A 25650-nucleotide genomic window follows, 5' to 3' on the forward strand; every position below is an offset into this window, starting at 1 on the left:
TTTGATAGGGACCTTTGCAAAACCAGGCAGTCATCCTGAATGTAATGAAGGATCTCCCTTTCAACGGCAGCAGATGGATACTGGAGATTCTTCGACAAGCTCAGAATGACGAAATCAAAGGTTTTGCAAAGCCCTCTTGATATCAATTTTTCTATTCTCATCTCATACCCTCATACTGATGAATTTGATATAAGTAGCTGTCTGTCTCAAAATCAAATTCTGGGAACGGATTTCCGCTTTGGGTCTCATAAACGTCAGTGGATTCAAAGTAACCATCGTCTTTATGGACAACATCATCTTTTATTACCCAATCTTCCAGAATCTGTATCGTAGAACGTTCGATATCTTCAACCTCATCATATAATTGTATTTCTTTTAGTGTGGCCATTCCGTTATCCTGATACTTCATGGTGGTAATTAAATATCTCCACCCCTTAGTGGATGATTCATCATTAAGTATCTCTTGACGTATGAGTCTGCCCTCACTATCGTTACATCGAATCGCTTGAATTTGACGTTTATCCGTAAATCGCCCACCAGCATAAAAGTCTCCTGGCTCAGCAAAACAGTTTTCGGGTAATTCGTAATTATATATCATATTAATATTTACAGTGGCTGTATTTGACCAGCCAGCAACATTTCGTACCCGGTAAGTAAAACTGTCATTCTCTAAATACAGTGCTGGTCTTGGACTTCTTAGAGGATCATAAGTAAATTTAGAAGAGCGAAAACCTCCGTTATTAATGTCCGCAGATCCCATCGCCGGGTGTTCAATTATTTCAAAATCCATAAATCCCCTTGTGTTTTCGGTCTTGAAAGAATCTGTATAACCATCATTTATTTCAATGGTGAACTCATCATCACGTGCTACCGGCAGATCCGGGAGTTCCACATTTATAACAATCGTGGCTTCTTCCGACGCACCGAATTTGTTAAAAGCCTTAAAACTGAACTCGTCTTGACCGGTAAAATGATCATAGTAATTTGTACCATCTCTCCACTCGTAGGGTCGGTAATATCTGAATTCTCCCGTCTGTTCATCGAATGTAGATATCTTACCATTTATCGGATTATCGACGATCTCGTATCGAGTCGCCCCCGGTACTTTTAGCTGTCCATCCAGCCTTGTATCATATTTGATAGTCAGAGTATCGCCAGCGGCTACAGGAGGTGTGGCGTTGACCTGTATGTTGACCTCCGCTACATCTGACTCCCCAACCTTATTCACCGCCTTAAACGTAAACCGATCTTTCCCGTGATAATCTTGATCTGGTGTGTATCGAAAATCACCATTGACCTGATTCATATCTACTTTGCCGTCATCTGGATATTCTACAATCACAAATTCCTCGACAAAATCGGCCAGCAGTGTACCCTCGTAGTAACTGTTCATTTCCACCGTAAACTGATCATCATAAGCTACCGGGCTCAAATCTTTAACTTGGATCGTCACCTGCGCCGTATCAGCGCCATTGCCATTGATTCCACGGTAAGTAAAGCTGTCGGGATTGCCCTCTTTCGTAACTAAGTCCTGGGCCGGAGTATAGGTAAAGTTTCCAGCCTGGGCGTCATCCAGCGTAAGCTCTCCGTACTGTACTGTTTGTACAATTTCGAACCTGTCGGTAAATTCACCCGTCAGCTCTCCCTGGTAGGATTCGTTTTTGTTAATCGTAATTTGCTGGTCCGCAACGTTCGGCAAGTTCACCGGAATCAGCGTAGCCTCGAAGGTAGTGGGGGCTTCAGGATATTCACTGTCGTGCAACTCAAAAGTAAAAGATTGTGCCGTAGCCGGCATCTGCCCTTGCTTGTATGAAAAAGTGAGCTCTATATGATCGCCGTCTGTCTTCAGAGTCCCTTCGATACTGGATTTTGAGATGTTCTGCAGGCTAAACTCCGCGGGATCACGAACCGCTTCATAGGAAAATTGGTCAAGAGAAATCTTATCCGTCCAACTCTCGGGTAAGTAGGAGAACAGCCCGTTAAGGGCTTCACGAACTTCATTAAGCAGCTGTTTGATGTCCTGAGGCATATCAAACGGTGTTTTAACCTGAAATGACTTCGACTGCTTATGCGTAAAAGTTAGTCCGGTACCGGATGTAGAGGTACCAATCGAACCAACTTTTTTCTGTTTCTTTGACTGACCGGATAGTTCTGCCAAAATATCGCTACCAATTTTATATGCGCATTTATTCAGCAACTGGTCCCGAACCTCTAGTAGTCGCTCAAGGCTGATCAGAAGCGAACCGATCGAAACACCCCCAAGCACGGCTGCCCCGGCTGCCTGAAAAATTCCGAGCTCCGCAGACGCCGTAATACCCCCTATACTACCAATCACTGCTATTTTCCACCTTACCACTCTATTTCTTAGCTCGTTACATCGCCGTTCATCGATACCATTTTTGGCACGTTTTCCTGATACTACATCTGTAAAAGCATCAAGATTTGTATTAATAAAATAGGCAATATTCTGCTGTTCCTGCTCAGTCAAATTCCCGAACTTTGATCGGCCATTGGCCAACTCATCCCGCGCTTGCTGGATTCTATCTGCAACCACTTGATCCCCGACCTGTTCTTGAATAGTCTTAAGCTGGCTATCCACCTTATCCATAATATCAGTAGTAAATTGCTCGGGATCAGATATAGGCTCATAGGATTTTACAGTAAACTCAAGCGACTGCTTTAACCCCGCCAGTCGGACCTGCAGAGTATGCTCGCCTTCAGGCAGTTCCGGTACTAAAAAAGTCAACCGATCTTGCCCATTTTCCTGTACCGGCACCAGCCTCGCCTCATGCTCACCGTTTATAATTCCTGAGTAACTCTCCTTGCTCAATGCCGCTCCTTCTACACGGATCTGCGAGAGCTCTCCGGGCAAAAAGCGGGGCTCAGAGGAAACAAACTCGGTGGTAATATCGACATCTCCGGTCTCCAAATATCCTTCTATTTGCACTGTGGCTTCCGGGTGATCACCATCAGTCAGCTCAAAGGTAAAGGCCTGACCCTGCTCAGGCATCTGTCCCTGCTTATAGGCAAAACCCAACAACAGCTCGTCTCCCTCAAACTGAGCGGCAGCTTCTACTGACGAAAGCGACACATTTTCGATTGAAAAGTTAGCCGGATTGCGCTGCTGAGTCACTTCCTCTGGTGGTTGGACCAGCAGATCCAGGTAGTTTGCTGGCAACAGTTCAGTGAGTTCTCCCTGTTTTTCTACAAATTCGGAGACCGCTTCCAGCAGGTCCTGCGGGGGTACGTAGCTGCTTTCCACACGAAACCGTTCCGGCTGGCTGTGATAAAAATCAAACTGCTGGGTTTCAGCCAGCTCAGCATAAGTGAGTGGTTCCTGCTTTATTTTCCCCGCAAAAACCAACCGGTTTACCGGATCCTGAATACAGGATTCCAATGCCGCACCAAAAGCTGATCTTGCTTCTGTGACCTTTCGTGCATAGGTGGCAACCGACAATACGGTCGGCGCCGAATCTTCCTGCAAATCCCATTCCGGCAGGTTGTTTTCAAGTGCCAGCGACACCACAATCCCGAGTCGGTATTCAATCCACTCCGCTAGCTGGATAATGATTCCCCGGTATTCACTGCAACCCTGGGGATCTTCCAACTGTTGACCTGCCAAATTCGCCTGAACCAGATAGGCCAGCTTTCGTAATTGCGAGGCTTCGAGGTTGGTTGTCTGCTCAGCAATGGTTGAGAGATCGTTCTCCATATCCCGAGCCCAACTGGCCTCTTCCTCGGAGCCGGCCTGCTCAACTTGTTTTGCAGCAAACTGCTGCAGGTCGGTAATATAATTATCAACATACTGGGCCGGGTCGTCAATCGAGGAATATTCCACCACCGAAAAAGACAGCTCCAGGCTCTGTTCGTCCAACGCAAATTGCAGCTTATGGTCTTCCTCAGACAACTCGGGAACAGCCATCAACAACATGTTATCACTCTCATCGGTAGAATATTTCACCAGTTCGATACCGACATCCTCATCAATCGTTCCCTCATATCTTTCGCTGTTGAGACTACTGCCCTCAATATAGACCCGGACCAGCTCTCCTGGTGCAAATTCTGCCTCTTCATCGGTGAAGGAAGCCGCGTATTCTTCCTCCGGCGGATCGGAATCGTCACCCGATCCTCCACCCGTCGGAGAGCTATCTTTACAGCCTACAGAGCCGACCAGTAATAAAATGATGAACCAACGTATCCATCGTATCAATCCCGTTTTTTTGCTAGACATAATATACCCCTGAGTTTCTAAAAAACTTAAAGCTCATTAAATCTGATTGCACGCATATATCTTTAATAACCCTTATTACTCCGGCCGGGGCGATGAAAATAGCTTGCTTCTTTTCCCGTTAAACTTCCATAAATCGTTCTTAGGTAAAAAATGAACCGGTAATTCGGCAAAACACACCCTTTGCCGAACGTTATCATATCTGGCCAATCCACTATTGTACCTCAAAATCAGAACTGCCATCATATTTATAATTTCTTTTCCTATCCCCCTGAGCACCACTTCGCTCAGTTTGGTAAACAGGTTTCACTTCAGTAAAAAAAATGCGCTCAAGTAGCTGAAACTCTTTGTGTGCTTCTCTCTTTTTCATTCGTTGTAACTCTTATTGGGGCCTATAGATAATTGCAGACAAAAGTAGTATACACCTGCTAAAAAAGTGGGGCAATAGTCAGAAGTAAGTATTTTTTCTTTATACAATTATAGGTGGTAAAACAGGTAGAAGAAGTAATTTTCTGCTTTTTATTTTCCTAAGGCCCATATTTTTTGAATATTTGATCAATTGCAGGTGTAAAACAATCTGATGCATTCATTCAATAGTGCAGACAGTGGTGTAAACAACAGCATTAGTTGGCAAAATACCGGGGACCCCAGACTTATGAACCGTACTATTTGTATATGCGATGACCATCCCGTAATTGCGGAAGGCATTGAATATATTTTGTCAAAAGAAAACGGCCAGGCACAACTCCATACTACCAAAACCGGTAAGAAGTGTCTTCATATTGTTCAACATTACCCGCTGGATCTGCTGATACTGGATCTGAAACTGCCCGATATAAACGGGCTCGATCTGCTAAAAAAGATACGCGAGCAGCAACCTGACCTACCCATCCTCGTGCTTACCATGCATAAAGATCCGTTTATCCTGGACCAAATTCAGAAACTTGGCGGCGATGGGTATATGCTAAAAGATTTTGGGCGAAAAGAATTTCTGCGAGCTCTTAAAACCATTGATCAACAAAAATTCTACGTAAGTCCCGGCATCCGCCAGTCGTTAGAACGCGATAGCTTCAGCGGTACACTCCAACTGACAAAACGTGAAAAGGAGATTATCAAATATACCGCGAGTGGCAAATCGGCACAGGAGGTGGGCGATCTGTTGTACATCAGTAAACATACCGTTAACACGCACCGGCGCAACATCTATAAAAAGCTCGATATTAGCGGGGTCAAAGAATTAATTAACTTTGCACATGAAAATGGATTGGTCTAACCGCGCTTTATGGGGATGGGTGGTACTTTTCTTTATTGTCTGTGGACAGGCCACTGCCCAACAACTACCCACACTTCAACTAACCGATACGGTGTCCGGTCAGCAGATTACCGATTCGGTTGCTATCTTTCATACGAAACATAGGCTTGAGCCCGAGCAGGCATGGAAACAGCTACAAGATTCAGGAAGGACTCAATTCCGCGATTTCGGTTTTACTGATCACCGATACTGGGTGGGGATGCAATTAGTCAACCATACCGACTCCGACCAATGGGTGCTGGAGATCGAAAATCCCCATATCGATTACATCACCTTATATGCAAAATCTCCGGAAACAGGAGAATGGAAGGAGGTGGAACAAACCGGAGACAACCTGCCGTACTACAATCGGGAGATCTCCCATTACAATCCTGCCCTCCCTGTTAATCTTTCGGAGGAATCGGAGCTTGATCTGCTAATCATGCTTTACAAACGTCACTCTTCTCTCAACTTCAACCTGCGATTGTGGGAGCGAACAAACTTTGGGCAGCAACAGCAGGTGCGATATACGCTGTACGGAGGGTATTTCGGCATTTTAATATTAGTGATGACCGCCCTGTCCCTTATGTTCTTCTTTACGCGCAAACAGGTGTATCTCTGGTACCTGTTCTATATCCTGGTTACCAGCTTTTATATTCTAGCCGACACCGGACTGGCCCACCAATTTATATATCCCGGCTCTGCAACAATCCCCCATTACTCCCGGATGGTCCTCACCTATGGTTTCCTTTTTACCTTCATCCCGTTTACCCAGCACTACTTCTCTACTTCTGCCACCCTGCCCACATGTCACAGGATTTTCAATATCCTCCTGGGAATTACCTTCCTGCACTTTTTGATATTTACTACCTGGTTTTTGGTCGGTGATGTTAATGCTATTCTGGCACTATTGACTAAAAATATCATCATTCTTATCTGCCTGCTTTTTTTACTATACCACGGCTTTATTCAACTCCGTGTTAAACAAATACTGGCAACCTTTTACCTGGCTGCTTTTTCTGCCATGCTCCTGAGTGCAGTATACAAGGCAATATCCCAATTTGGACTGGTACCCCGGGTGGTATATCCACTGACCCCACTGCAAATCGGCTTTCTAACCGAAACCATTATACTTTCGGCAGCATTGGGATGGGAGATCCGGCAAATTAATCGCAAGCAGATCCGATTCCGGTCACGCATCAATAAGTTGCAGAACGAAAAACTCCGTGCCTATGTGGATGGAGTAGAGCAAGAACGCCACCGAATTGCCAGAGATCTCCACGATTCCGTTGGTGCTCGTCTCAGCCATTTGAAACGACTGGCTGAAAGAGATAAACCAAACGAAAAAAATGGGTTACCAAGTCAAATAAAAAACATCTTAGAAGAAGTCAGAAATATTTCGCACCGGTTGGCCCCGCCCGGACTACAGCTAACCTCTCTGGAACAAAATATCAAAAAACTGGTCCACGATTTTAACAGTACCAGTTCAATACGCTATCGATTACAAATTTTAGACCTGCCGAACGATTTGACAGATAAATTGGCAAACCATACCTACCGCTTGATCCAAGAAGGAATTAACAATATAGAAAAACACAGTCAGGCGGATAATGCTGACATTCAACTTATCTGGCATAATGATAAACTAGTGTTGACTATTGAGGACGACGGCGTAGGATTACCGCCGGATCAAACTAACGATGGTATTGGCTTCCAGAACCTTGAATACCGTACCAAACAGATGGGTGGTTCAATAGAGATATCATCAACTCCTTCTAAAGGGGTACATCTTTTAATTATTCTGCCAACGAATCAGTAAGTTCAACCGTTTTATAGGAACTTTGCAACAATCCCGCGCCCTTACATCTAAGCTCACTTGCTAGGAACAAATATGCTTAAATGGATTTGAACTCAGATAAAGCCCCCAATAAAATTTTACCAAGAACTACTGAAACGAGATTATCTCTTAAAATCTATTCAAACGTTTCGTATATAAGAAAGTGACTCCGTTACAGGTAGGAGTTCTTAATACTATTTGGTAAAATAGTAAAACATATAATCATTAATATTTAACCCTCAACCAACTTTGCATGAGCAGCTGGACCCTCAAATCAACCCCTCCGCACGACTGGTTTTTATGCCTGGACGTTGACCAATATTTTGATCACGAACACGATCCTGAAAAAGTTTTTGAAGATGGGTTTACACGTCCTATACCTGTGGGCGATCGCGATATATTGGTGACTTCTTTTTTCAATGGGGATCCGGAGAACCCGGAGTTCCATTTCGAGAGTCCCGAATCACTAACTAAAGAGGAGATTGAAGAGGCAAACAAAAGCCTTAGCCGAATTTTTGGTACTGAGCTGGATCTGAGACCAATGTATGATAAGCTGGAAAATGATCCCGTTATAGGGCCTAAGTTAACAGAGCTTTACGGGCTAAAACGTATGGCACGAGCCAATCTTTTTGAGGATACGATTAATCGTATTATAGAAATGCGCCTCTCACACAAACCTACGGCCAAAAAGATGGTCTATAAGGTGCGCGAAAATTATGGCTCCCTTATTACCGCCAAAGGTAAAAATATTCCGGCCTGGCCACGACCTCACCAACTAATAAAGGCAAGTCCCATGGCTATCCGAAAACTGGGCCCTACCAAACGAAAAGGTGAATTTATTATCGGTTTTGCCGAAGACCTCCTTTCGGGAGAACAAGACCTTCAAGAACTTGAACAAGCTGATCCTAAAACTTTTTATAAGAATATAAAAAAAGTACGAGGGGTTGGGCCTACATCCGCCCAACAATTAATGCTTTTCAGAAACCGCACCGATGCTACCTTTCCCAGTAATAAGTCGGGAGGGAAAGAAAAAGGCCTCCGCAAATGGATTATCATGAGCTATGGAGGAGATCCCGACGCCATCTCAGAAGAAGACTTTCAACAGATGATATCCTCGTGGGAGGGATATGAGGCTACAGCGCTGGAATTTATGTTTGTTAATTGGGTGCTCAGCGAAAAGGAAAAGAAACAAAACTAACCGCCTTCTTTTTGGCTACTATATACCGTTTTACCCTTATTAAAAACTTCTAAGCTAAGAGCAAAACAGACCTTATATTATTATTAGGCTGACTCCTATAGGGTTATTTATTTTTTTGAAACCGCTTCCAAACCTATTTTAACCTGTATAACTTGTATACCTAATAAAATCTATGTAACATAAAAAGCAGGTTTTAACATAGTGTTAAGTGTGTTTTATGAAAAAACTGAGTATTGACCAAGTTGCGGAATTAGCGTATGTATCTCGCTCGGTAGTTTCACGGGTTTTAAACAATCACAAAAATGTAAGTGACGAAGCTCGTGAACGGGTAATGAAGGTAGTAGAAGAGCATAACTACCAACCCAGCTCTGTTGCACGGGGGCTTGCAACGAATAAAAATTATGAAATTGGTATCGTAGCCCCCCGCCGTTGTGATGAAACACTGGGTAACGGCTTTTGGTCTTTACTGCACTTGGGCATCTTTGAAGAATGTATCGACAACGGTTATTTCGTAACGTTGTCACCTATCTCCACGGATAAAGGATCCGACATCAATGAAAACATTCTTGACGATAAACGTCTGGATGGCTATATCTTATTGACCCAGGAGGTCACTGATTTTGTCATCAATAAGCTCAAAGAACAAGATGTGCCGATGGTAGTTGTAGGCCATGATGAACAAAATCATGAAATTACATCCATCGACGTCAATAATTTTGCGGGCGTTAAAAAATCGACAAATCACTTGATAGACTTGGGGCATAAGCGTATCGGAGCGATTATGGCCAGCCCAAATATGAAAGAGTCGGTAGATAGAATTAACGGATACAAAGAGGCACTTAACGAGGCAAATCTTCCAATCTCTGAAGAGTATATTGCCGTTGACGATTATTCACAACGTCATGGGTATAACACCATGAAAAAGTGGATTAAAAACGGCTTAGATATCACAGGTGTCGTCTGTATGAGTGATACCCTGGCAATGGGAGCCCTACTCGCTCTGCACGAAGAAGATATTTCAGTACCGGAGAAGTTTTCCGTCGTTGGTTTTGATGATCTGCCTATTGCACAATATACCATTCCCCCACTTACCACTGTGCAGCAACCTATCTATGAAAAAGGAAAAAGAGCTGCTAATCTGCTTGTTAATCAGATTGAAAATAAGGACGCAGATATCGTACATGAAAACTTAGAAGCTGAACTGGTAGTTCGTCAAAGTTCAGACATAGCTCCCCAGTAAGGGCGGTCTATTTTATATTTTAAGGGACCTTTGCAAAACCAGGCAGTCATCCTGAATGTAATGAAGGATCTCCCTTTCAACGACAGCAGATGGATACTGGAGATTCTTCGACAAGCTCAGAATGACGAAATCAAAGGTTTTGCAAAGCCCTCTTTAAGAAATACCGACCTCATGAGGTTAACGTGACAACACAGTGTTGAATATTTGTTGAACGGATTAAGTTATTAAATACATAAACAAGTCATGCAATCTGCTGTTGACTGCCTGGCTCTGACCCCATCTTGTTCTTCCCCTGCACGCATGGGAAGAGACTTCGGTAATGGAATAGTTAGCTAGAAATTTAACTGATATTCTCCGAAAGGGTATCCGTTTAAAAAGTTAGCATGGATAGCAGACAAGCGTCCCTCTCCCTGCGGCGAGTAGGGAGAGGACAGGAGTGGGTCTGTATACAAATAAAAAAGGTGATGTCCTTACCGGAGCATCACCTTTTCTTTTGTTGTCCTTCCGTTCTTTATTCATCCTTATACTGAACAAAACCTTCAATAGCTTCGTACTCGGCAAAACCGAGCTGATCATAAAGTTTTGCCGTTCCTCGGTTACGCTGTTCCGACCGTTGCCAGAATTCTCGTTCATCCGGGCCGGGGAATAAGGGGCGATCTTTCTGTGACTGGTGCTTAAAGATAGCCCGTCGCTTTTTAGCCAACTCTTCCGGACTTAAGGGTACGGCCATCTCAATTTCGTTAATCTCCCACTCTTGCCATGCTCCTCGATACAACCATACATAACAATCGTCATACCAATCGTCATCGGAGCATTCTTCAAGGGCAGAATATATTGCTTTTAGGCAAACACGGTGCGTTCCGTGGGGATCTGACAGATCACCGGCGGCGTATACCTGGTGGGGCTGCACTTCGCGTAAAAGCTCAACAATAATATCCACATCATCTTGCGACAATGGTTTCTTTTTAACCCGCCCCGTTTCATAAAACGGCATATCTAAAAAGTGTAGTTTATCTTCCGAAACGCCACAATAACGAGCTGCAGCCTTGGCTTCGCCGCGACGGATAAGACCTTTAATCTCCTTAATCTCATCAGTATCAACCTGCCCGGGCTCCTTTTCATTTATAAACTGCTTAATATCTTTAAGCATATTATCAGCCTCTTCCTGCTCCATGCCAAAAGTGTCGTTATAATCCGAAACAAAGTCGACAAAGCGTACAACATCATCATCAAAAACGGCGATATTGCCGGATGTCTGATACGCAACATGTACCTCATGATCGTGCTCAACAAGACGGATCAATGTACCGCCCATCGATATTACGTCATCGTCAGGATGAGGACTGAAGACTATAGCTCTTTTGGGGAATGGCTCAGCTCGTTCCGGTCGATTTTTATCTTCAGCATTGGGCTTACCGCCGGGCCAGCCGGTTATGGTATGCTGTAGCTCATTAAATACTTTTAGATTGATATCATAAGCAGGCCCATATTGGGTAAGCAGATCTCCCATGCCATGCTCATTATAATCTTCGTCCGTTAATTTAAGAACCGGCTTGTCCACTTCTTGGCAGAGCCACACCACCGCCTTGCGAATAAGCTGATCATCCCAGTCACAACTGCGCAACAGCCATGGCGTCTTCTTGCAAATCAATTCATCAGCTGAAGCATTATCCAGCACCACTTCCGCATTCTCATGATTTTGGAGATAAGTAGCCGGGACGCTTTCACGAACTTCCCCTTCAATCGTTTCTTTAATAATTGGGGCCTTGCCCTCTCCCCAGGCCATCATAATAATTTGATCAGCATCAAGAATAGTACCTACCCCCATAGTTATGGCACGGCGAGGCACATATTCTTCACCGAAAAAATCACTGGCTGCATCTTTACGAGTTATTTTATCAAGGGTAATAAGGCGTGTTTTTGAATCAGGTCGCGATCCGGGCTCGTTAAAGCCGATATGACCTGTTCGTCCAATCCCAAGAAGTTGAATATCGATACCGCCGACCTCAGCAATTTTATGTTCATAGTCGCGGCAATACTGCTCAACATTATCTTCCTCAATGGTACCGTCAGGAATATGAACCTGATCTTCCGGAATATCTACATGATTAAAAAGCTGCTCTTCCATAAACCGAACATAACTCTGTAACGACTTCGGCTGCATGGGGTAATATTCATCCAGGTTAAACGTAATTACATTTTGGAATGAAAGCCCCTCTTCTTCATGCATGCGGATAAGCTCAGCATACACATCCGTTGGGGTTGACCCTGTTGCCAATCCCAGTACCAACGAATCGTTTTGGTCTTTTTTTCGACGTATTGCATCTGCAATAAGCTGGGCCACATACTTAGAGCCTTGAATAGACTCATCAAAAATCTTGGTAGGAATATTTTCGTAATAACTAAATCTTGTTTCTGAAGCTCGGTAATTCATTGTGAATTTTTAGTTAAAGTAAAATCGCAACGCATTCGTATGATTGTAAAACCGTTGAATCTTAACAATCAATTAGTGTTATCATTGATTAAAATCTGCAACACCAAGCAGATGATTATTAATTATTTTTTTAGAGGGCTTTGCAAAACTATCTCCATCTTGTCATTCTGAACTTGTTTCAGAATCTCACATACAGTTTTTGGCGTTAAAACCAAGATCCTGAACTGAATTCAGGATGACAATCTAGGTTTTACAAAGCCTTCTTTTTAATGATCCGGCCGGGCCTCTGCTCTACAAGCAGGAATCCCGGCAGATCAATTAAGGGTTAAGCGTAAGGTTATTGCTTATCCCACCACACACGGGTTACCATATTATTATCACCCTGTCGTTTAATTACCTCATTATAATTTTTGGCATTGAGAATTGATTCATTTCCTTCGGGATAGGTCAAACGTCGTGGAATTTGCCCATCGGTTTGGTTTCCAGGCGGTGGATCATTACTGTCAACCAGCGCAGGCTCAAGATCTGGATATCCACTGCGGCGGAAGTTACTCCATGCCTCAATACCATTTAAGAATACTGCAGCCCAATATTGCGAGTTGATCTGTTCTAGCTGTTGGTCGAGAGTACCACTTGCATTGTATGGATTGTTAGCCAGATAATTACTGATATCACCAGAGGAAATATTAGCACCTCCATTAGCATCATATAACGATAAGTAATTCATGGCTGCTTCCACTCCGGCTTCATAATGATCTTGTGCATTACCAGCAGTCCATCCTCGGGCTGCAACTTCTGCCAACATAAATTCAACCTCGGCATAGGTCTGGAAGAATGTGGGATCCTCCCGATCTATTAACATAGAATTTACCCGTGCATAGTTATTCGTAGTTGCATTAAAGCTGGGGTGGTTTTGAACAGATGTAGATGTATAGCCACTTGGGAAACCTACGTAAGCCGAACTATCTGTTTCAGCATAAACCTCCAAACGAGGGTCATTAGCATTCTTCATCCAATCAACAAGTGTTTGTGCTACAAATTCATGATCGCCACCGTCATTCATTGCTTCACTTATGGGATTACTATTCATACCGGCAGGTCCATTGCTAGGCCCATCCTGGTGTTTAACCATCGCGATGTCATCGTTACTGGTCATTACCCCACCGGGAGCATTAATAGCTGCTACTGCCTGATTCTCTGCCTTTGTTATGTCTACCTTAACAAGACGGAGAGCCAATCGAAGACGGAGAGAATTAGCAAAACGTTGCCATTTAGCCACATCACCATTATACATCAGGTCGTTCCCTCCATAAGAAGACCCGCTCGGATCCAGCTGGTTTACCGCGGCATCCAGTTCTGAGAAGAAATCATTATAAATTTCTTCCTGCTTATCGTATACCGGGGTAAACTCACGTTCAATATACCCTTTACCTGCTTCGCTATAAGGGATATCCCCATACAGATCAGTAATACGATGATAGATGAAAACCCGCATTATCCGGGCAATCCCCAACATGTTATTGACTGATTCACCGGCCTCTTCTTTTTGCTTTAGCTGATGAATTAAATTCTCAACACCTTTTACCTGCGCTCGCTCAGAAATCTCATTCCCAGAATAAGCGGTATTCCAAAAGGCGGTAAGCCAATCTATACTCTCAGTATAATTGTTACCCCCTCCGTAAAATGCGTTTACAAGGTGTTGGCTAACATTTTCGCCATACAACAACTGAGCCCGCCACATTTCATAACGTGTTCCGGCAGTAGCTAGTTGAAGGGTTGTCAACTTCATGGCCGGCTCTACTTGGTCAGCAGTGGTAGGGTTTGTATTCATATCCCCGAAATCGCTAAATGAATCACAGGAGGTTATAAATAGCCCTATCAGTAGTAATACAGATGTAATACGTATGATATTAGTTAAGTATGATTTACACATAATTTCTGATATTCATTATTGAAATTTATTTATCGCGCTTAAAACCCGATATCGATGTTTAAACCAAACGATCGAGCACTGGGAACACCGGCTAGTTCTAATCCTTGAGCATTTCCTCTGTTTATAGCAGCTTCAGGGTCGACATTGGGCACTGAATTATAAAAATAAAGCAGGTTACGTCCTGTTAACGAAACTGTAGCAGAACGAACCGGTATTTTAGCTATTAGCGATTGCGGCAACTGGTAGCTTAACTGAAGCTGACGCAGTTTTACAAAATTAGCATCATAGACAAATTCCTCAGCGATTTCATCTTCAATGTGACTATAATATACTCCTGGTTCTACTGCTGTTTGATTTTTGCTACCATTTGCAGTTACTCCTTCCGCTACGAAACAATCGGAATATGGCACTCCGTCGGCATCACATTCTGCACGCCCTTCCAGGGTGTTTTTATGAAGACCAGCGCCATAAGCGTAAGAATTCGTTCCAGAGAAAAGCTCCCCCCCCCAATGAACGCCAACCAAAGCATTCAAACTCCATGACTTATAAGACACTGAATTACTCCAACCCAAAGTCCAGTCGGGAGTTCCTTTACCTAGTACGGTCTGCTCATCAGATGGAACAGGCAATCCATCTTTATGGATGATATTACCGTCTTCATCGCGTTTATATTTGAAGCCTCGGATGGTTCCATATTCTTCACCAATCGTTGCCTGAATCGTTGCGGTCGTAGTTCTGCTTTCTGCTAACTTAAGCGATTCTTGTTCCCCAGCCAGTGCTACAACTTCACTGTTATTCTGAGCATAATTCAGCTTCGTTTCCCAAAGTAAATTATCGGTATTAACAGGTACTACTGTCAGCAAAAGCTCAAATCCAGAATTATCTAGCTGCCCCGCATTAATGAATCGTTCGTCATATCCCGTTGTTTTTGAAACCGTTGTGGATAAAATTTGGTCTGTAGTTTGTCGATCATACCACGTTGCATCAATTCCAAGACGATCATCAAAAAACCTGAGGTCAACACCGAATTCGAGCTCTTTTGTTGATGTTGGTTTTAAGGTAGACAGTGGAACACTTATATTACCGACAGAAGCAGCAGATTGTCCCTGATGTGTTAAATTCAGGAGTTTGTAATTCAAGAACAGTGAATAAGGATCGGTATCACTACCAACCTCTGCCCAAGAGGCCCGTAACTTACCAAAGCTCATCCAATCGGGCATAACACCTGAAAAGGCTTCCGTAAAAACAAAACTGGTACTTATCGATGGATACAGAAGTGCATTGTCATTGGCCGGTAAGGTGGAATACCAATCGTTACGCCCTGTTACTGTCAAAAACAGGTAATCATTATACGAGGTACTCAGCGAGCCATAAACTGAATTCACCTGTTTTTCAGAAAAGGCATAAATAGGCGAAACGTTGGACATATTAGAAATAGTCTTAAGGTTTGGCACCTTAAAATCACTACCTGAAGATCCCACAGTTTCATTTTTACGATAACTAACTGCTCCACCAACAGTTGCATTCAATGAGATAGCCGAAGTTAGCTGTCGATCCAGTTTTAATATCAGATCCGTTGTACTCTCCAGAACCCGGAATTCTTCCTCCGTCATATCTCCACCTGGTCGGTACGTAGTTCCCCAAGGAGTAAAACTGGAACGGCGTAAGGTATACCGATCTAAACCAGTACGCCCGTTCAAGCTGAGCCAGTCAGCAATTTCATAACTCAAGTCCACATGACCAATTATCCGACCTTTATTATCATCAGTATCGTATTGGTTCACAACCCAGTACGGATTATTGATCCAGGGACTATTGCTAGGAGTCTGTTCCATTCCGTCTTCATCCATATAGTTATTTTGAAGGGCATCTAAACTGACATTAGGGGGTAAAATACCAACTGCAAAATTTGCATTCCCGGGACTGTCAGATAACCATGGTCGGTTATTGGTCGACTCATCAACATAGTTTGCTTTAACATCTGCCTTGAATTTTCCAATCTTTTGAGAACCACGAAGGGTAAGCGACAGACGTTCTAACCCTGAATTTGGCACAATACTCTCAGAATTAAAGTAGGTAGTGGAAAAGTAGTAAGTCGAATTTTGGTCTCCTCCAGACAGAGATAGCGAATTTTTACTGGAAACACCTGCTCTGTAAAAATTCTCTAATTGATCACCATGGTTCTTATATGCTCGTTTTTGCCCATCAAACTGAACAACCGAGGATCCATCCAGCGGAGCCCCCCAGCTACTTAAGCCGGTAGCAAGTGCTTCAGTTTGATTTTGTGGCTTTTGACCCTGACTCCCTTGTCCATACTTATCTTGGTAATCAGCAAAACCAACCAGTGCATCGTTCCATGTGAAGGTGCTACTTACATTCAAGACCGGACCACGGTCTATACCATTTCCAGACTTTGTTGTAATAACTATAACACCATCACGAGCACGAGCACCATATAGAGCAGCAGCACTCGCTCCCTTAAGTACACTAATATTTTCAATATCCTCAGAGTTTATTGATGAAATACCATCTCCGCCATCAAAACCGCCCCATTTACCGGCTGATCCAAAGTTCGAATTATCAATAGGTATCCCATCTACAACATATAGTGGCTGATTGTTACCGTCTAATGAAGAAGCACCACGAATAGTGATACGCGAAGAGGAACCCGGCCCGCCAGAAGTCGGACTTACATTCACGCCTGCTACCGTACCTTGAAGTAGGTTTGCAGTATTTGTTTCTGTTCCAGTAACCAACTCATCAGAACTTACTTCACTGACCGAGTAACCTAACGACTTTGACTGCCTTTCTAGCCCTAATGCTGTAACAACAACATCGTCTAAGGCTTCTGTTTTTGGCTCTAACGTCACCGTAACTTCAGACCTACCGTTGAGATCAATGGTCTTTGATGCAAACCCTACAAAGGTAAGACGTAAAGAAGCATCAGCACTCGATACTTCAAGTGAAAACTCCCCTTGGGTATCAGATGTTGTTCCTCGCTGAGTACCCACCTCTACAATATTAACGCCCGGAAGTGGACTTTCATCATCAGCAGATAGAACTGTTCCCGAAACAGTACTGCTTTGTGCTATTGCGGGAACAGCTCCTACCAGCAAGACGAACATGAAACAGATTGCTGCCATGCCCCCCCGTAGTAAGATGCTTTTCGCAAAGCAAGATGCAATTCGAGTATCGTATTGATCTTTCATAGTTATATATATTTAGTGTTAGGTTTATTTTTTTAAGAAGACGTATTGAGTTGTGAGTCCACGTCTAATACTATCCCCTATTTTTTATTACATGTTATCCTTCTCTGATTATTTGTGCCAACCTCTAATAGATCAGATGCTTGACCACACTGTGACTTCTACAATTCTAAAAAAACTAGGGTTCTGTCATATAGCAAGAATCCCCTTTACTTTGGAACCGCTTCCACAGGGTAAATATGTCTTTAAGCCGCCTGAAGGTACTTTTAAACAAATACACCCATCCCATTACGTCTTTATCAAAAAAACTAGACCTGTTTTAGAATATTGTTAGCAAGAACAAGAGATGAAGCCTACCCCCTGCTCTCAGCTATCCCTTTTTAATCACGCGCCGCAGGTTTTCCCAATGCTTATCCTTCATTGCAGTATCGGTAAAGAGTGATATACCATCGGCACCAGCACCAACCGCATACTCAAAAGCTTGGGCCAACTCCGTTTCATTCATGGCAGGAACAAATAACCCACTGTATAAAGCTGTTGTTTTAGGAAGCTCATTTCGTGCTTCTTTTACTGCTTCAGCAATCCACGAAATATCCTTGTCATAAAAATTATGGTACATCATTGGCAAAACAGCATCCAGATCCCAGTCGGGCCAATTCTGACGAACTAATGTACGGGCAATATCGGGCGTAGGAAATACCGCAGCAGTGAGTAACCGATTCTTCTGGTGCACATCAAGAGCTATTTTATTTACCAGGGTGGTAACCTGGTTATAACGATAAAATTTCCACTTGCCAGAGGATGAAGGATCTTCTAAATCCAGCGGATCTATTCCATGTTGTTCTTTAAATCGATTACGACATACCGAGCAGTAGCAGTAGTCATACTGGGGATACTCCTTATCCTGCACAATATCATACTTGGGTTGCAAGCTGATAGGCAGTATAACATCCGGGTAACGAATATAATCCAAGTGGATGCTTTTAATTTCTGAATAGGCCAACAGCTCGGATACCTCTTTACGCAAATATTCGTGTACCGGTTCCCGAGAAGGGCAAAACCATTTATAATAATCTACATAGGCCGGGGCGGATAATGATGACTGCCCCTTTCTATTAACCATAAACCACTCGGGATGCTTTTGCTGGGCTTCTGTATCGCTACCGCGTTGCAGGCTCACCAACCAAGCATGCACTTCTATACCCGTAGCTTCTGCCGCCGGAATAATGACATCGAAATTGTCCTGCGGCAGGATAGCATCGAACCCGGCCTTTTTAAGTTTCTCCAACCGGTGCTTCCATTCATCAACAGATCCCTCTGTTTCTGTAATCCAGGCCCAATTCTTTGAGGGGGCATGCGGTTGTGAGTTACCTCCCATCCTACTGGTTGCATTTGTTAGGCCAAATCCACCTGCAATCCCTGCCAATGTTGAACTGGCATACTTTAAAAATGTCTTCCGATCCATAGCACTAATTATTTTTTACTGTTGTAATGCGGTGCTCCAAACCCTTCCATTTTCACGGATATACCATAGACATCCACTTTCAGGCTCCTTTAATTGTATTTCAAAGGTATGCGAACTGTTATGAATATTGGCTACAGTGAGCTTTGGGAATTGTTCTTTCAGCCCCAGCTCTTTCGCCAGTAACTGGCTTTCCAATAATTTTGGATCTGAGGTAAACGTACCGTAATCTTCTTTATACCGATATTGGCGATAATATAATCGTCGCAAATACCACTTTATATCTTCCTCTTCGTTCCATTCAAATGCCGCCCCATCTGCTCCTGCAAACTGTATATAGCCCCACATTTCAGGGTAATGCATATTTACTACTCCCTGTGGCGACCAGACCCAATTATCTTCAGATAGAGGCTCTTGAGTTTCCGGATCTACAACTTTATGATACTCACCATCTTGGGACTCCAGCTTCCATTCTACGCGGGAGAAGTTAATTCGCCACTGATCACCCATCTCAGGCCTTTCTCCATCTGCAGAAGCTTCTTCCAGGTCTTTCCAGGGGATAGCAAGTTCTACGGTCCATCCCGAGTCGGTATCTGTCGGATTATTAAGTGTGCCCTGTATGTCAATACCAATCTCTAAATTTCGCATATCCCAGGAATCAATTGCTTTACCGCCTGTACGATAAGGCTCCGTTAGCATCAGGTCCCAAAATGTACCTAAGGCATTGACTTCCAACTCATAATACTGGTGAGTATCGCCATCGGGATCTACAAACACCTCAAAATTATTGTCATGAAATATAACGGCATCCCTTTTTTTAAGAGTTGCCCATACATGAGGTTCTTCCATTTGAGCAGCGATATACAAATAGGTATCATCCCACAACATTTTAACCCTTGTTTGATACCTTGGCTTGGGCGCCTCCCCGCCCTCAATATCTACGAAACGATCTGTCCACGCAGCCTTTTGCCATCCTTTCTCATTCAAATGCCCATCAACAGCCAGTGAAGAGGAAACCTTGGGTGCTACATATTTTTTCGGATTAAATGGGATAGCAGGTGCTTCATTCTGCGCCTTTCCTGGTTTCACGAACACAATAATTAAGATAAGAAAAGCGACTGTGAAGCCGCTTTTTTGCATAGAGTCCATATTTACTATTTCCGATATGTTAACTTTCATACGTGGTGGGTTCGTTTTTTTTCAAGCTCTTGCCAAATAGAAGCCGCGGCCCCTAAAATAGCAGCATTCTTCTCCGTGAGACTGGAGGGCAGTATATCTACTTCATCTTTAAAAATCTCCAATACATGTGCTTCCATATTCTCTTTGGCCGGCTCTAAGATAAGATCGCCCGCTTTGGCCAGCCCGCCGGATACGACAATCGCCTCCGGATTCATACAAGCTACAATATCTGCCAGTTTTAATCCTAATATTTTACCGGTATACTCAAAAGCTTCGAGAGCTATCTCATCGTCAGCTCGCGCAGCATCAGTAATATTCTTTGCATCCATCTTTTTCGGGGTAATATTCCGGAGTATACTTGCTCTACCATTTTCTGATAACAGCTGCTGCACCGTTTTCACCATTCCCGGGGCCGATACATAGGTTTCCAAACAGCCCTGCCGGCCACATGTACAAGGGCGTCCATCATAATAAACAGTAGTATGCCCAATTTCACCGGCATGTCCCCGTTGCCCCATCACGAGCTTTCCGTTGGCAACAATACCGCATCCCAGCCCTGTTCCCAATGTTATGGAAACAAAGTTTTCCATTCCTCGAGCTACCCCATATAGCAGTTCGCCTACGGCCGAAGCATTGGCATCATTAACTAATACCGTAGGTAAACTGGTATACTCTTCCAGCAAACTCACTACAGGCACATTATCATCCCAATCCAGGTTTGATGCACTCTCTATGGTACCCATACAAGAATTACCGGTTGGAGCCCCAATACCGATACCTTTCAAGTTTAACCTTTTATCAAGAGACGAATTTAACCGCTTTACCTGATCAAATAACTGTTCAAAAAACTGCTGATATGTTATTGATGAATTGGTCGGAATAGCATTATAAGCCAGAAGGGTACCTTCTTCAGATACCAATCCAAACTTTGTACATGTTCCGCCCAAGTCTACGCCGACCACACCATCTTGCATCGTAGCTTTTATTTTACCTTAGTGTTAAAAAAAATTAACCCATATATGTTACTATTTTCAATACTACTCTTCTAGAGTAAAACCACTGGAATCGTTTCCAAACTTCAAAAACATCCTACAAAGCCGACTAATGTCGTTTTATCTAATTCAAACATGTCAGTATTTGGGCAACACAGGAAAATAGAAACAGTAAATAACAAATGTCATCTATTAAACCATTACCGAACTGTTTACTCCTCGAAAAGTTCTTCTTCGTCTTCTGGCCTTATTTGTATGAGTTTTCTCCATGATTTAAACAAGTAACCACTTGCTGCTATTGAAATAAGGGTAATAATACTGGCCAATATCCAGCGCCCGTATATCCAATACCCTGTGGCAAAGAGTGTTCCATAAACAGCAACAGACCCCAATGCCATACATAAAATACCTTGCGGTACCCGCCACGCTTCATCCTGGAGAGGTTCTAAATCATTATCTTCTGCTTCAGCTTCCTCAATAACTTTTTGCCAACCGGGTCCACCGGGACGAGCCACCTCACAAAAATTAACCAACGTTTCTTTATCTGTTGGTCGGGTATATAGCGTAACAAGCAACCAACCAATGGTTGTAATAACGACTCCGGCAATAAGTTCTTGCCAGCTCGTCAGCTCCGGTAAGCCTGTATGGACATGGGCAAACTGAAAATACATCGCCACCGCAAAAGAGATAACCATGGCTGCCACTTCACTTGCAGCATTTATTCGCCACCAGAACCAGCGAAGAATAAAGAGTAACCCGGTACCGGCCCCAATCTGTAAAATAATCTGGAAGCTGTCGAGTGCGTTTTTAAGATAAAGGGCTAAAAACCCGGCAATTACCATAAGTACCGCTGTAGAAATACGACCCATCCTAACGAGCTCTTTTTCTGAGCTCTCGGGACGTACAAATCGCTTATAAAAGTCATTGACCAAGTACGAAGATCCCCAGTTCAGATGCGTAGAAATTGTGGACATATAGGCCGCTGTAAGCGACGCAACCACAACCCCCAGCCATCCTGTGGGAATAAAAGTAAGCATAGCCGGATATCCCATATCGTTATCGGCAACGGATGCTGCATCGGGGAACGCCTCTTTCATGGCTGCAATATCCGGAAATACAATTATTGAACACAATCCTACAATGATCCACGGCCATGGACGAATGGCATAGTGCACGGCATTAAAGAAGAAAACGGCTGCAATAGAGTTGTTTTCATCTTTGGCCGCAAACATCCGCTGGGCAATATACCCTCCACCGCCAGGCTCTGCACCCGGGTAATACACACTCCACCATTGAATAGCCAAAGGAATAATAAAGATCCCTATTGCCTGGGAGGGGTCAGAAAAGTCGGGCAAAATATTAAGCTGAGTTACCACCTCTTTATGATTCAGCAATCCTTCGAAGCCGCCAACCTCGGGATGGTCCAGGGCAACATAAGCAGCGATAAGACTACCACCTATCGCTAAAAAGAACTGGAAAAAGTCCGTAAGCAGTACGCCCTTTAACCCCCCAAGCGAACTATAAATAACCGTCACGACACCCGTAATAACGACGGTCTGTACGGGCGTAAGTCCCATCAGCACCCCACTTATTTTTATAGCTGCCAGTGAGACCGTTGCCATAATAACCACATTGAAAAAGAAGCCCAGGTACACCGCTCGAAATCCCCGCAGGAAAGCAGCCATCTTACCACTGTATCGAAGTTCATAAAACTCGACATCGGTAAGCACCCCCGACCGTTTCCATAAATTCGCATATACAAAAACCGTAAGCATTCCGGTAAGCAGAAAAGCCCACCACACCCAGTTCCCCGACACTCCATCCGTACGAACAATATTCGATACCAGGTTGGGAGTATCCGTCGAAAAAGTGGTGGCTACCATTGAAACCCCCAGTAACCACCACGGCATATTTTTACCGGCGGCAAAAAACTGGGTCGAATTCTTACCGGCCTGTCGAGCCACCCAAAGACCAATGCACAGTGAGAACAGTAAATAGGCACAAATAATGGCCCAATCTATAGGGGCTAATAGCATAATAAAAACTCTAATTAAAAAGATCGTTTAATATGATTGAAACGATGATAATCTCCAAGAATAGCATACCAACATTGTTAATTCGACTATCATCTAACAATGCCAATCAAATTTTGTTCGAAGTTCATGTGCAGCCCTATTTTTATAAATAAGAGACAAAATATCTACTTCTATTCACCATTTATTTGTTTTTACCAACCTTTGGGAGCGGTTCCAATGTTTACCTGAACATCCGATTGCAGCTATAAAATAGCTTAAATTCGCCCTTTAACACCTCTTAAAAGGGTTAAAAAGACGTTCCCCGTGTTAAAACTTCCTTCTTCCCTACCTTTTTATCAGTGTCCATTTTTTATTAATGTATGATGGCAATCGCGAATAAACTCAATCTTATGACATCTCGAATTCTACTCTTCGCAATATCTATATTTATTTTTTGTGCGTGTCAACCAGAACAGCACACCAAACACAATGCTCCCGATATTATTCCCGAACCTGCCTCACTGGAATTAAAGGACGGCACCTTTCAGCTTGACAAGCAGACAACAATCTATGCCAACAAGGCCAACCCTGCAGTTCTAAATGTGGTTACCCAGCTGAAAAATACCCTCGATTCGGCAACGGGATATGATCTGGGCATTCAAAATACGGACGCAACTAAGGCTACAAATAGTATTACCTTTACTATTGATGAGGATACGGCTACATACGAAAGTAATGAAGCCTATCACCTGTCCGTTTCTGAAGAAGCAGTAGAATTAAGGGCTCCCAGTGCTACCGGCCTTTTTTACGGGATACAATCGCTCTTTCAACTTCTACCGCCGGAGATCTATCAATCGGATTATACTCTGGTGCCACAAAATACCGAGTGGAATATTCCTGCTGTCGAAATCCAAGATTATCCCCGTTTCGAATATCGTGGAATGCATCTGGATGTAGCTCGACACTTCTTCCCTGTTGAGTTTGTAAAGCGGTATATCGACCTGATGGCCATGCACAAGATGAATCGCTTTCACTGGCACCTCACCGAGGATCAGGGCTGGCGCATAGAGATCAAACAGTATCCAAAACTAACTGAAATCGGAGCATGGCGCGATTCTACCCTGGTAGGACATTACACCTCAAACACCTACGACACAACCACATATGGAGGCTACTATACTCAAGAAGAAGTTCGTGAGGTCGTAGCATATGCCCAAAAGAAACATATTACCGTGATTCCTGAAATTGAGATGCCCGGCCACGCCTCTGCTGCACTCGCTTCCTATCCACAATACGGATGTGTTGAAGGAAAAGATTATCAAGTAAAAACAACCTGGGGCATTTTTGAAGATATCTACTGTCCCCGTGAAGAAACCTTCACCTTTCTTAAAAACGTGTTGACTGAAGTTATGGAGCTCTTCCCAAGCAAATATATCCATATCGGGGGCGATGAAGCACCCAAAAAGCAGTGGGAAGAAAGTGAATTTGCCCAACAAGTGATTGAGCGCGAAGAACTCGAAGATGAGCACGAACTGCAGAGCTATTTTATTACCCGTATCGAAAAGTTCTTAAATAAAAATGGGCGACAGATTATCGGCTGGGATGAAATCCTGGAAGGCGGCCTGGCCCCAAATGCTACCGTCATGAGCTGGCGCGGCATAGAGGGCGGTATCAAATCTGCCAAACAGAAACATAATGTAATCATGACACCCACCAGCCATGTATACCTGGATTACTACCAGGCAGATGAAGAAACAGAGCCACTGGCTATTGGTGGATTTATCAGCCTCGAAAAAATATACAATTTCGACCCGGTACCGGAAGAGTTAAATGCTGAAGAAGCACAATATATCCTGGGAGCGCAGGGTAATATCTGGTCCGAATATATGCACAGTGGTGACAAAGTGGAATATATGGCTTATCCCCGCGCTTCTGCCCTTTCAGAAGTAGTTTGGTCACCCCATAACAAACGAAACTGGACGGATTTCTGGCGACGCATGCAGGTCCACTTTGACCGCTTTGATGTCATGGGCGTTAATGCCGCCAAACATTACGAAAATAAGATCCCGAAATTTCAAAGCAACTAATTGCACAGTTATCCCGGATATCTAGCTAATGGGTATTCGGGATAACTATTTCTTGGTACCGTATCGTGCTACATCCTGGATTGGAAAATACCTTTACTTTCTTACCCCGCAGAACATGTAATTTTCTATGAATAACGCTGCGTCCAGCTCGTGACCAAATACATCATATCATCCTGTTCGTCAGCAGACAGATCAGACTCTAATCATACTCTTCATAGCTTTTTCGATATCCCCCTCTTTCCACAGTAAGAGCAATGCCATCCTGTCCAAACAGTAGAGAAGAAGAATGTGCCAGAATAAATTCGTCTAGCGTCAAAAAAGAAGCCCTCATGCATTAACCCAATCGTTCCGGGGAGATTGCCGCGTCGTACCATAAAACTACGGTACTCCTCGCAATGACAGGCGTTGGTTTTAACACTTAAAAGCAGTGTCACTGCGCCGTGCCCCGTTTTACGGGGAGGGATTCCGGCGATTTTTCGGAAGACCGTGGCAGTCTCCCTTTTTAAGCTCGCGTAGTAGCTAAAAGGCAGGTAAAATTCCCCTCTTGG

Annotated in this window: 16 protein-coding genes; 7 read left to right on the forward strand and 9 right to left on the reverse strand. The window is 43.6% G+C overall.

The window, feature by feature from the left end; all coding sequences use genetic code 11:
* Nucleotides 1-14: 14 nt before the first annotated feature.
* Complete coding sequence (locus tag G3569_RS18750) at nt 15-140, forward strand: hypothetical protein (RefSeq protein ID WP_276611332.1); 126 nt, start codon at nt 15-17, stop codon at nt 138-140.
* A 17-nt stretch (nt 141-157) separates the two neighbouring features.
* Here G3569_RS18750 and G3569_RS08300 read toward each other — a convergent pair whose 3' ends face one another.
* Both G3569_RS08300 and G3569_RS08305 read right to left on the reverse strand, forming a co-directional pair.
* Nucleotides 158-4231: an Ig-like domain-containing protein gene (locus G3569_RS08300; RefSeq protein WP_165268003.1), complete on the reverse strand. Its 4074-nt coding sequence runs from the start codon at nt 4229-4231 to the stop codon at nt 158-160.
* A 211-nt stretch (nt 4232-4442) separates the two neighbouring features.
* Nucleotides 4443-4598: a hypothetical protein gene (locus tag G3569_RS08305; RefSeq protein ID WP_165268005.1), complete on the reverse strand. Its 156-nt coding sequence runs from the start codon at nt 4596-4598 to the stop codon at nt 4443-4445.
* Nucleotides 4599-4808: 210 nt separating this feature from the next.
* On the opposite strand from G3569_RS08305, the gene G3569_RS08310 reads away from it, so the two are divergent.
* The 5 genes from G3569_RS08310 to G3569_RS18385 all read left to right on the forward strand — a co-directional run bounded on the left by G3569_RS08310 (nt 4809) and on the right by G3569_RS18385 (nt 9980).
* Complete coding sequence (locus G3569_RS08310) at nt 4809-5501, forward strand: response regulator (RefSeq protein WP_165268007.1); 693 nt, start codon at nt 4809-4811, stop codon at nt 5499-5501.
* Nucleotides 5488-7338: a sensor histidine kinase gene (locus G3569_RS08315; protein WP_165268009.1), complete on the forward strand. Its 1851-nt coding sequence runs from the start codon at nt 5488-5490 to the stop codon at nt 7336-7338. The genes G3569_RS08310 and G3569_RS08315 overlap by 14 nt, the downstream gene beginning before the upstream one ends.
* Before the next feature lie 271 nt (nt 7339-7609).
* Nucleotides 7610-8554, forward strand: coding sequence for a DNA-3-methyladenine glycosylase family protein (locus G3569_RS08320; RefSeq protein ID WP_165268011.1), 945 nt, complete (start codon nt 7610-7612; stop codon nt 8552-8554).
* Nucleotides 8555-8771: 217 nt separating this feature from the next.
* Complete coding sequence (locus G3569_RS08325) at nt 8772-9794, forward strand: LacI family DNA-binding transcriptional regulator (RefSeq protein WP_165268013.1); 1023 nt, start codon at nt 8772-8774, stop codon at nt 9792-9794.
* A gap of 30 nt (nt 9795-9824) precedes the next feature.
* Entirely contained in the window at nt 9825-9980 is a 156-nt protein-coding gene (locus G3569_RS18385) for a hypothetical protein (RefSeq protein ID WP_205720096.1), read from the forward strand.
* A 325-nt stretch (nt 9981-10305) separates the two neighbouring features.
* On the opposite strand, the gene nagB is transcribed toward G3569_RS18385, so the two are convergent.
* The 7 genes from nagB to G3569_RS08360 all read right to left on the reverse strand — a co-directional run bounded on the left by nagB (nt 10306) and on the right by G3569_RS08360 (nt 23036).
* Complete coding sequence (gene nagB / locus G3569_RS08330) at nt 10306-12228, reverse strand: glucosamine-6-phosphate deaminase (RefSeq protein WP_165268015.1); 1923 nt, start codon at nt 12226-12228, stop codon at nt 10306-10308.
* A gap of 337 nt (nt 12229-12565) precedes the next feature.
* Nucleotides 12566-14161, reverse strand: coding sequence for a SusD/RagB family nutrient-binding outer membrane lipoprotein (locus G3569_RS08335; protein ID WP_165268017.1), 1596 nt, complete (start codon nt 14159-14161; stop codon nt 12566-12568).
* A gap of 38 nt (nt 14162-14199) precedes the next feature.
* Entirely contained in the window at nt 14200-17370 is a 3171-nt protein-coding gene (locus G3569_RS08340) for a SusC/RagA family TonB-linked outer membrane protein (RefSeq protein WP_205720097.1), read from the reverse strand.
* 367 nt (nt 17371-17737) lie between these two features.
* On the reverse strand, nt 17738-18832 hold the full coding sequence (locus G3569_RS08345; protein ID WP_205720098.1) for a family 10 glycosylhydrolase: 1095 nt from the start codon (nt 18830-18832) through the stop codon (nt 17738-17740).
* Nucleotides 18833-18847: 15 nt separating this feature from the next.
* Nucleotides 18848-20008, reverse strand: coding sequence for a carbohydrate-binding family 9-like protein (locus G3569_RS08350; protein WP_205720099.1), 1161 nt, complete (start codon nt 20006-20008; stop codon nt 18848-18850).
* Nucleotides 20005-20982 carry an ROK family protein gene (locus G3569_RS08355; RefSeq protein WP_165268019.1) on the reverse strand — a complete coding sequence of 326 codons (978 nt, stop codon included), beginning with the start codon at nt 20980-20982 and terminating at the stop codon, nt 20005-20007. Before G3569_RS08355 ends, G3569_RS08350 begins: the two co-directional genes overlap by 4 nt.
* Nucleotides 20983-21212: 230 nt before the next feature.
* Complete coding sequence (locus tag G3569_RS08360) at nt 21213-23036, reverse strand: sodium:solute symporter family protein (RefSeq protein WP_165268021.1); 1824 nt, start codon at nt 23034-23036, stop codon at nt 21213-21215.
* Between the two features lie 389 nt (nt 23037-23425).
* On the opposite strand from G3569_RS08360, the gene G3569_RS08365 reads away from it, so the two are divergent.
* On the forward strand, nt 23426-25102 hold the full coding sequence (locus G3569_RS08365) for a beta-N-acetylhexosaminidase (RefSeq protein ID WP_165268023.1): 1677 nt from the start codon (nt 23426-23428) through the stop codon (nt 25100-25102).
* Nucleotides 25103-25650: the final 548 nt, after the last annotated feature.

This window comes from Fodinibius halophilus (assembly GCF_011059105.1).
Taxonomy (GTDB): Bacteria; Bacteroidota; Rhodothermia; order Balneolales; family Balneolaceae; genus Fodinibius; species Fodinibius halophilus.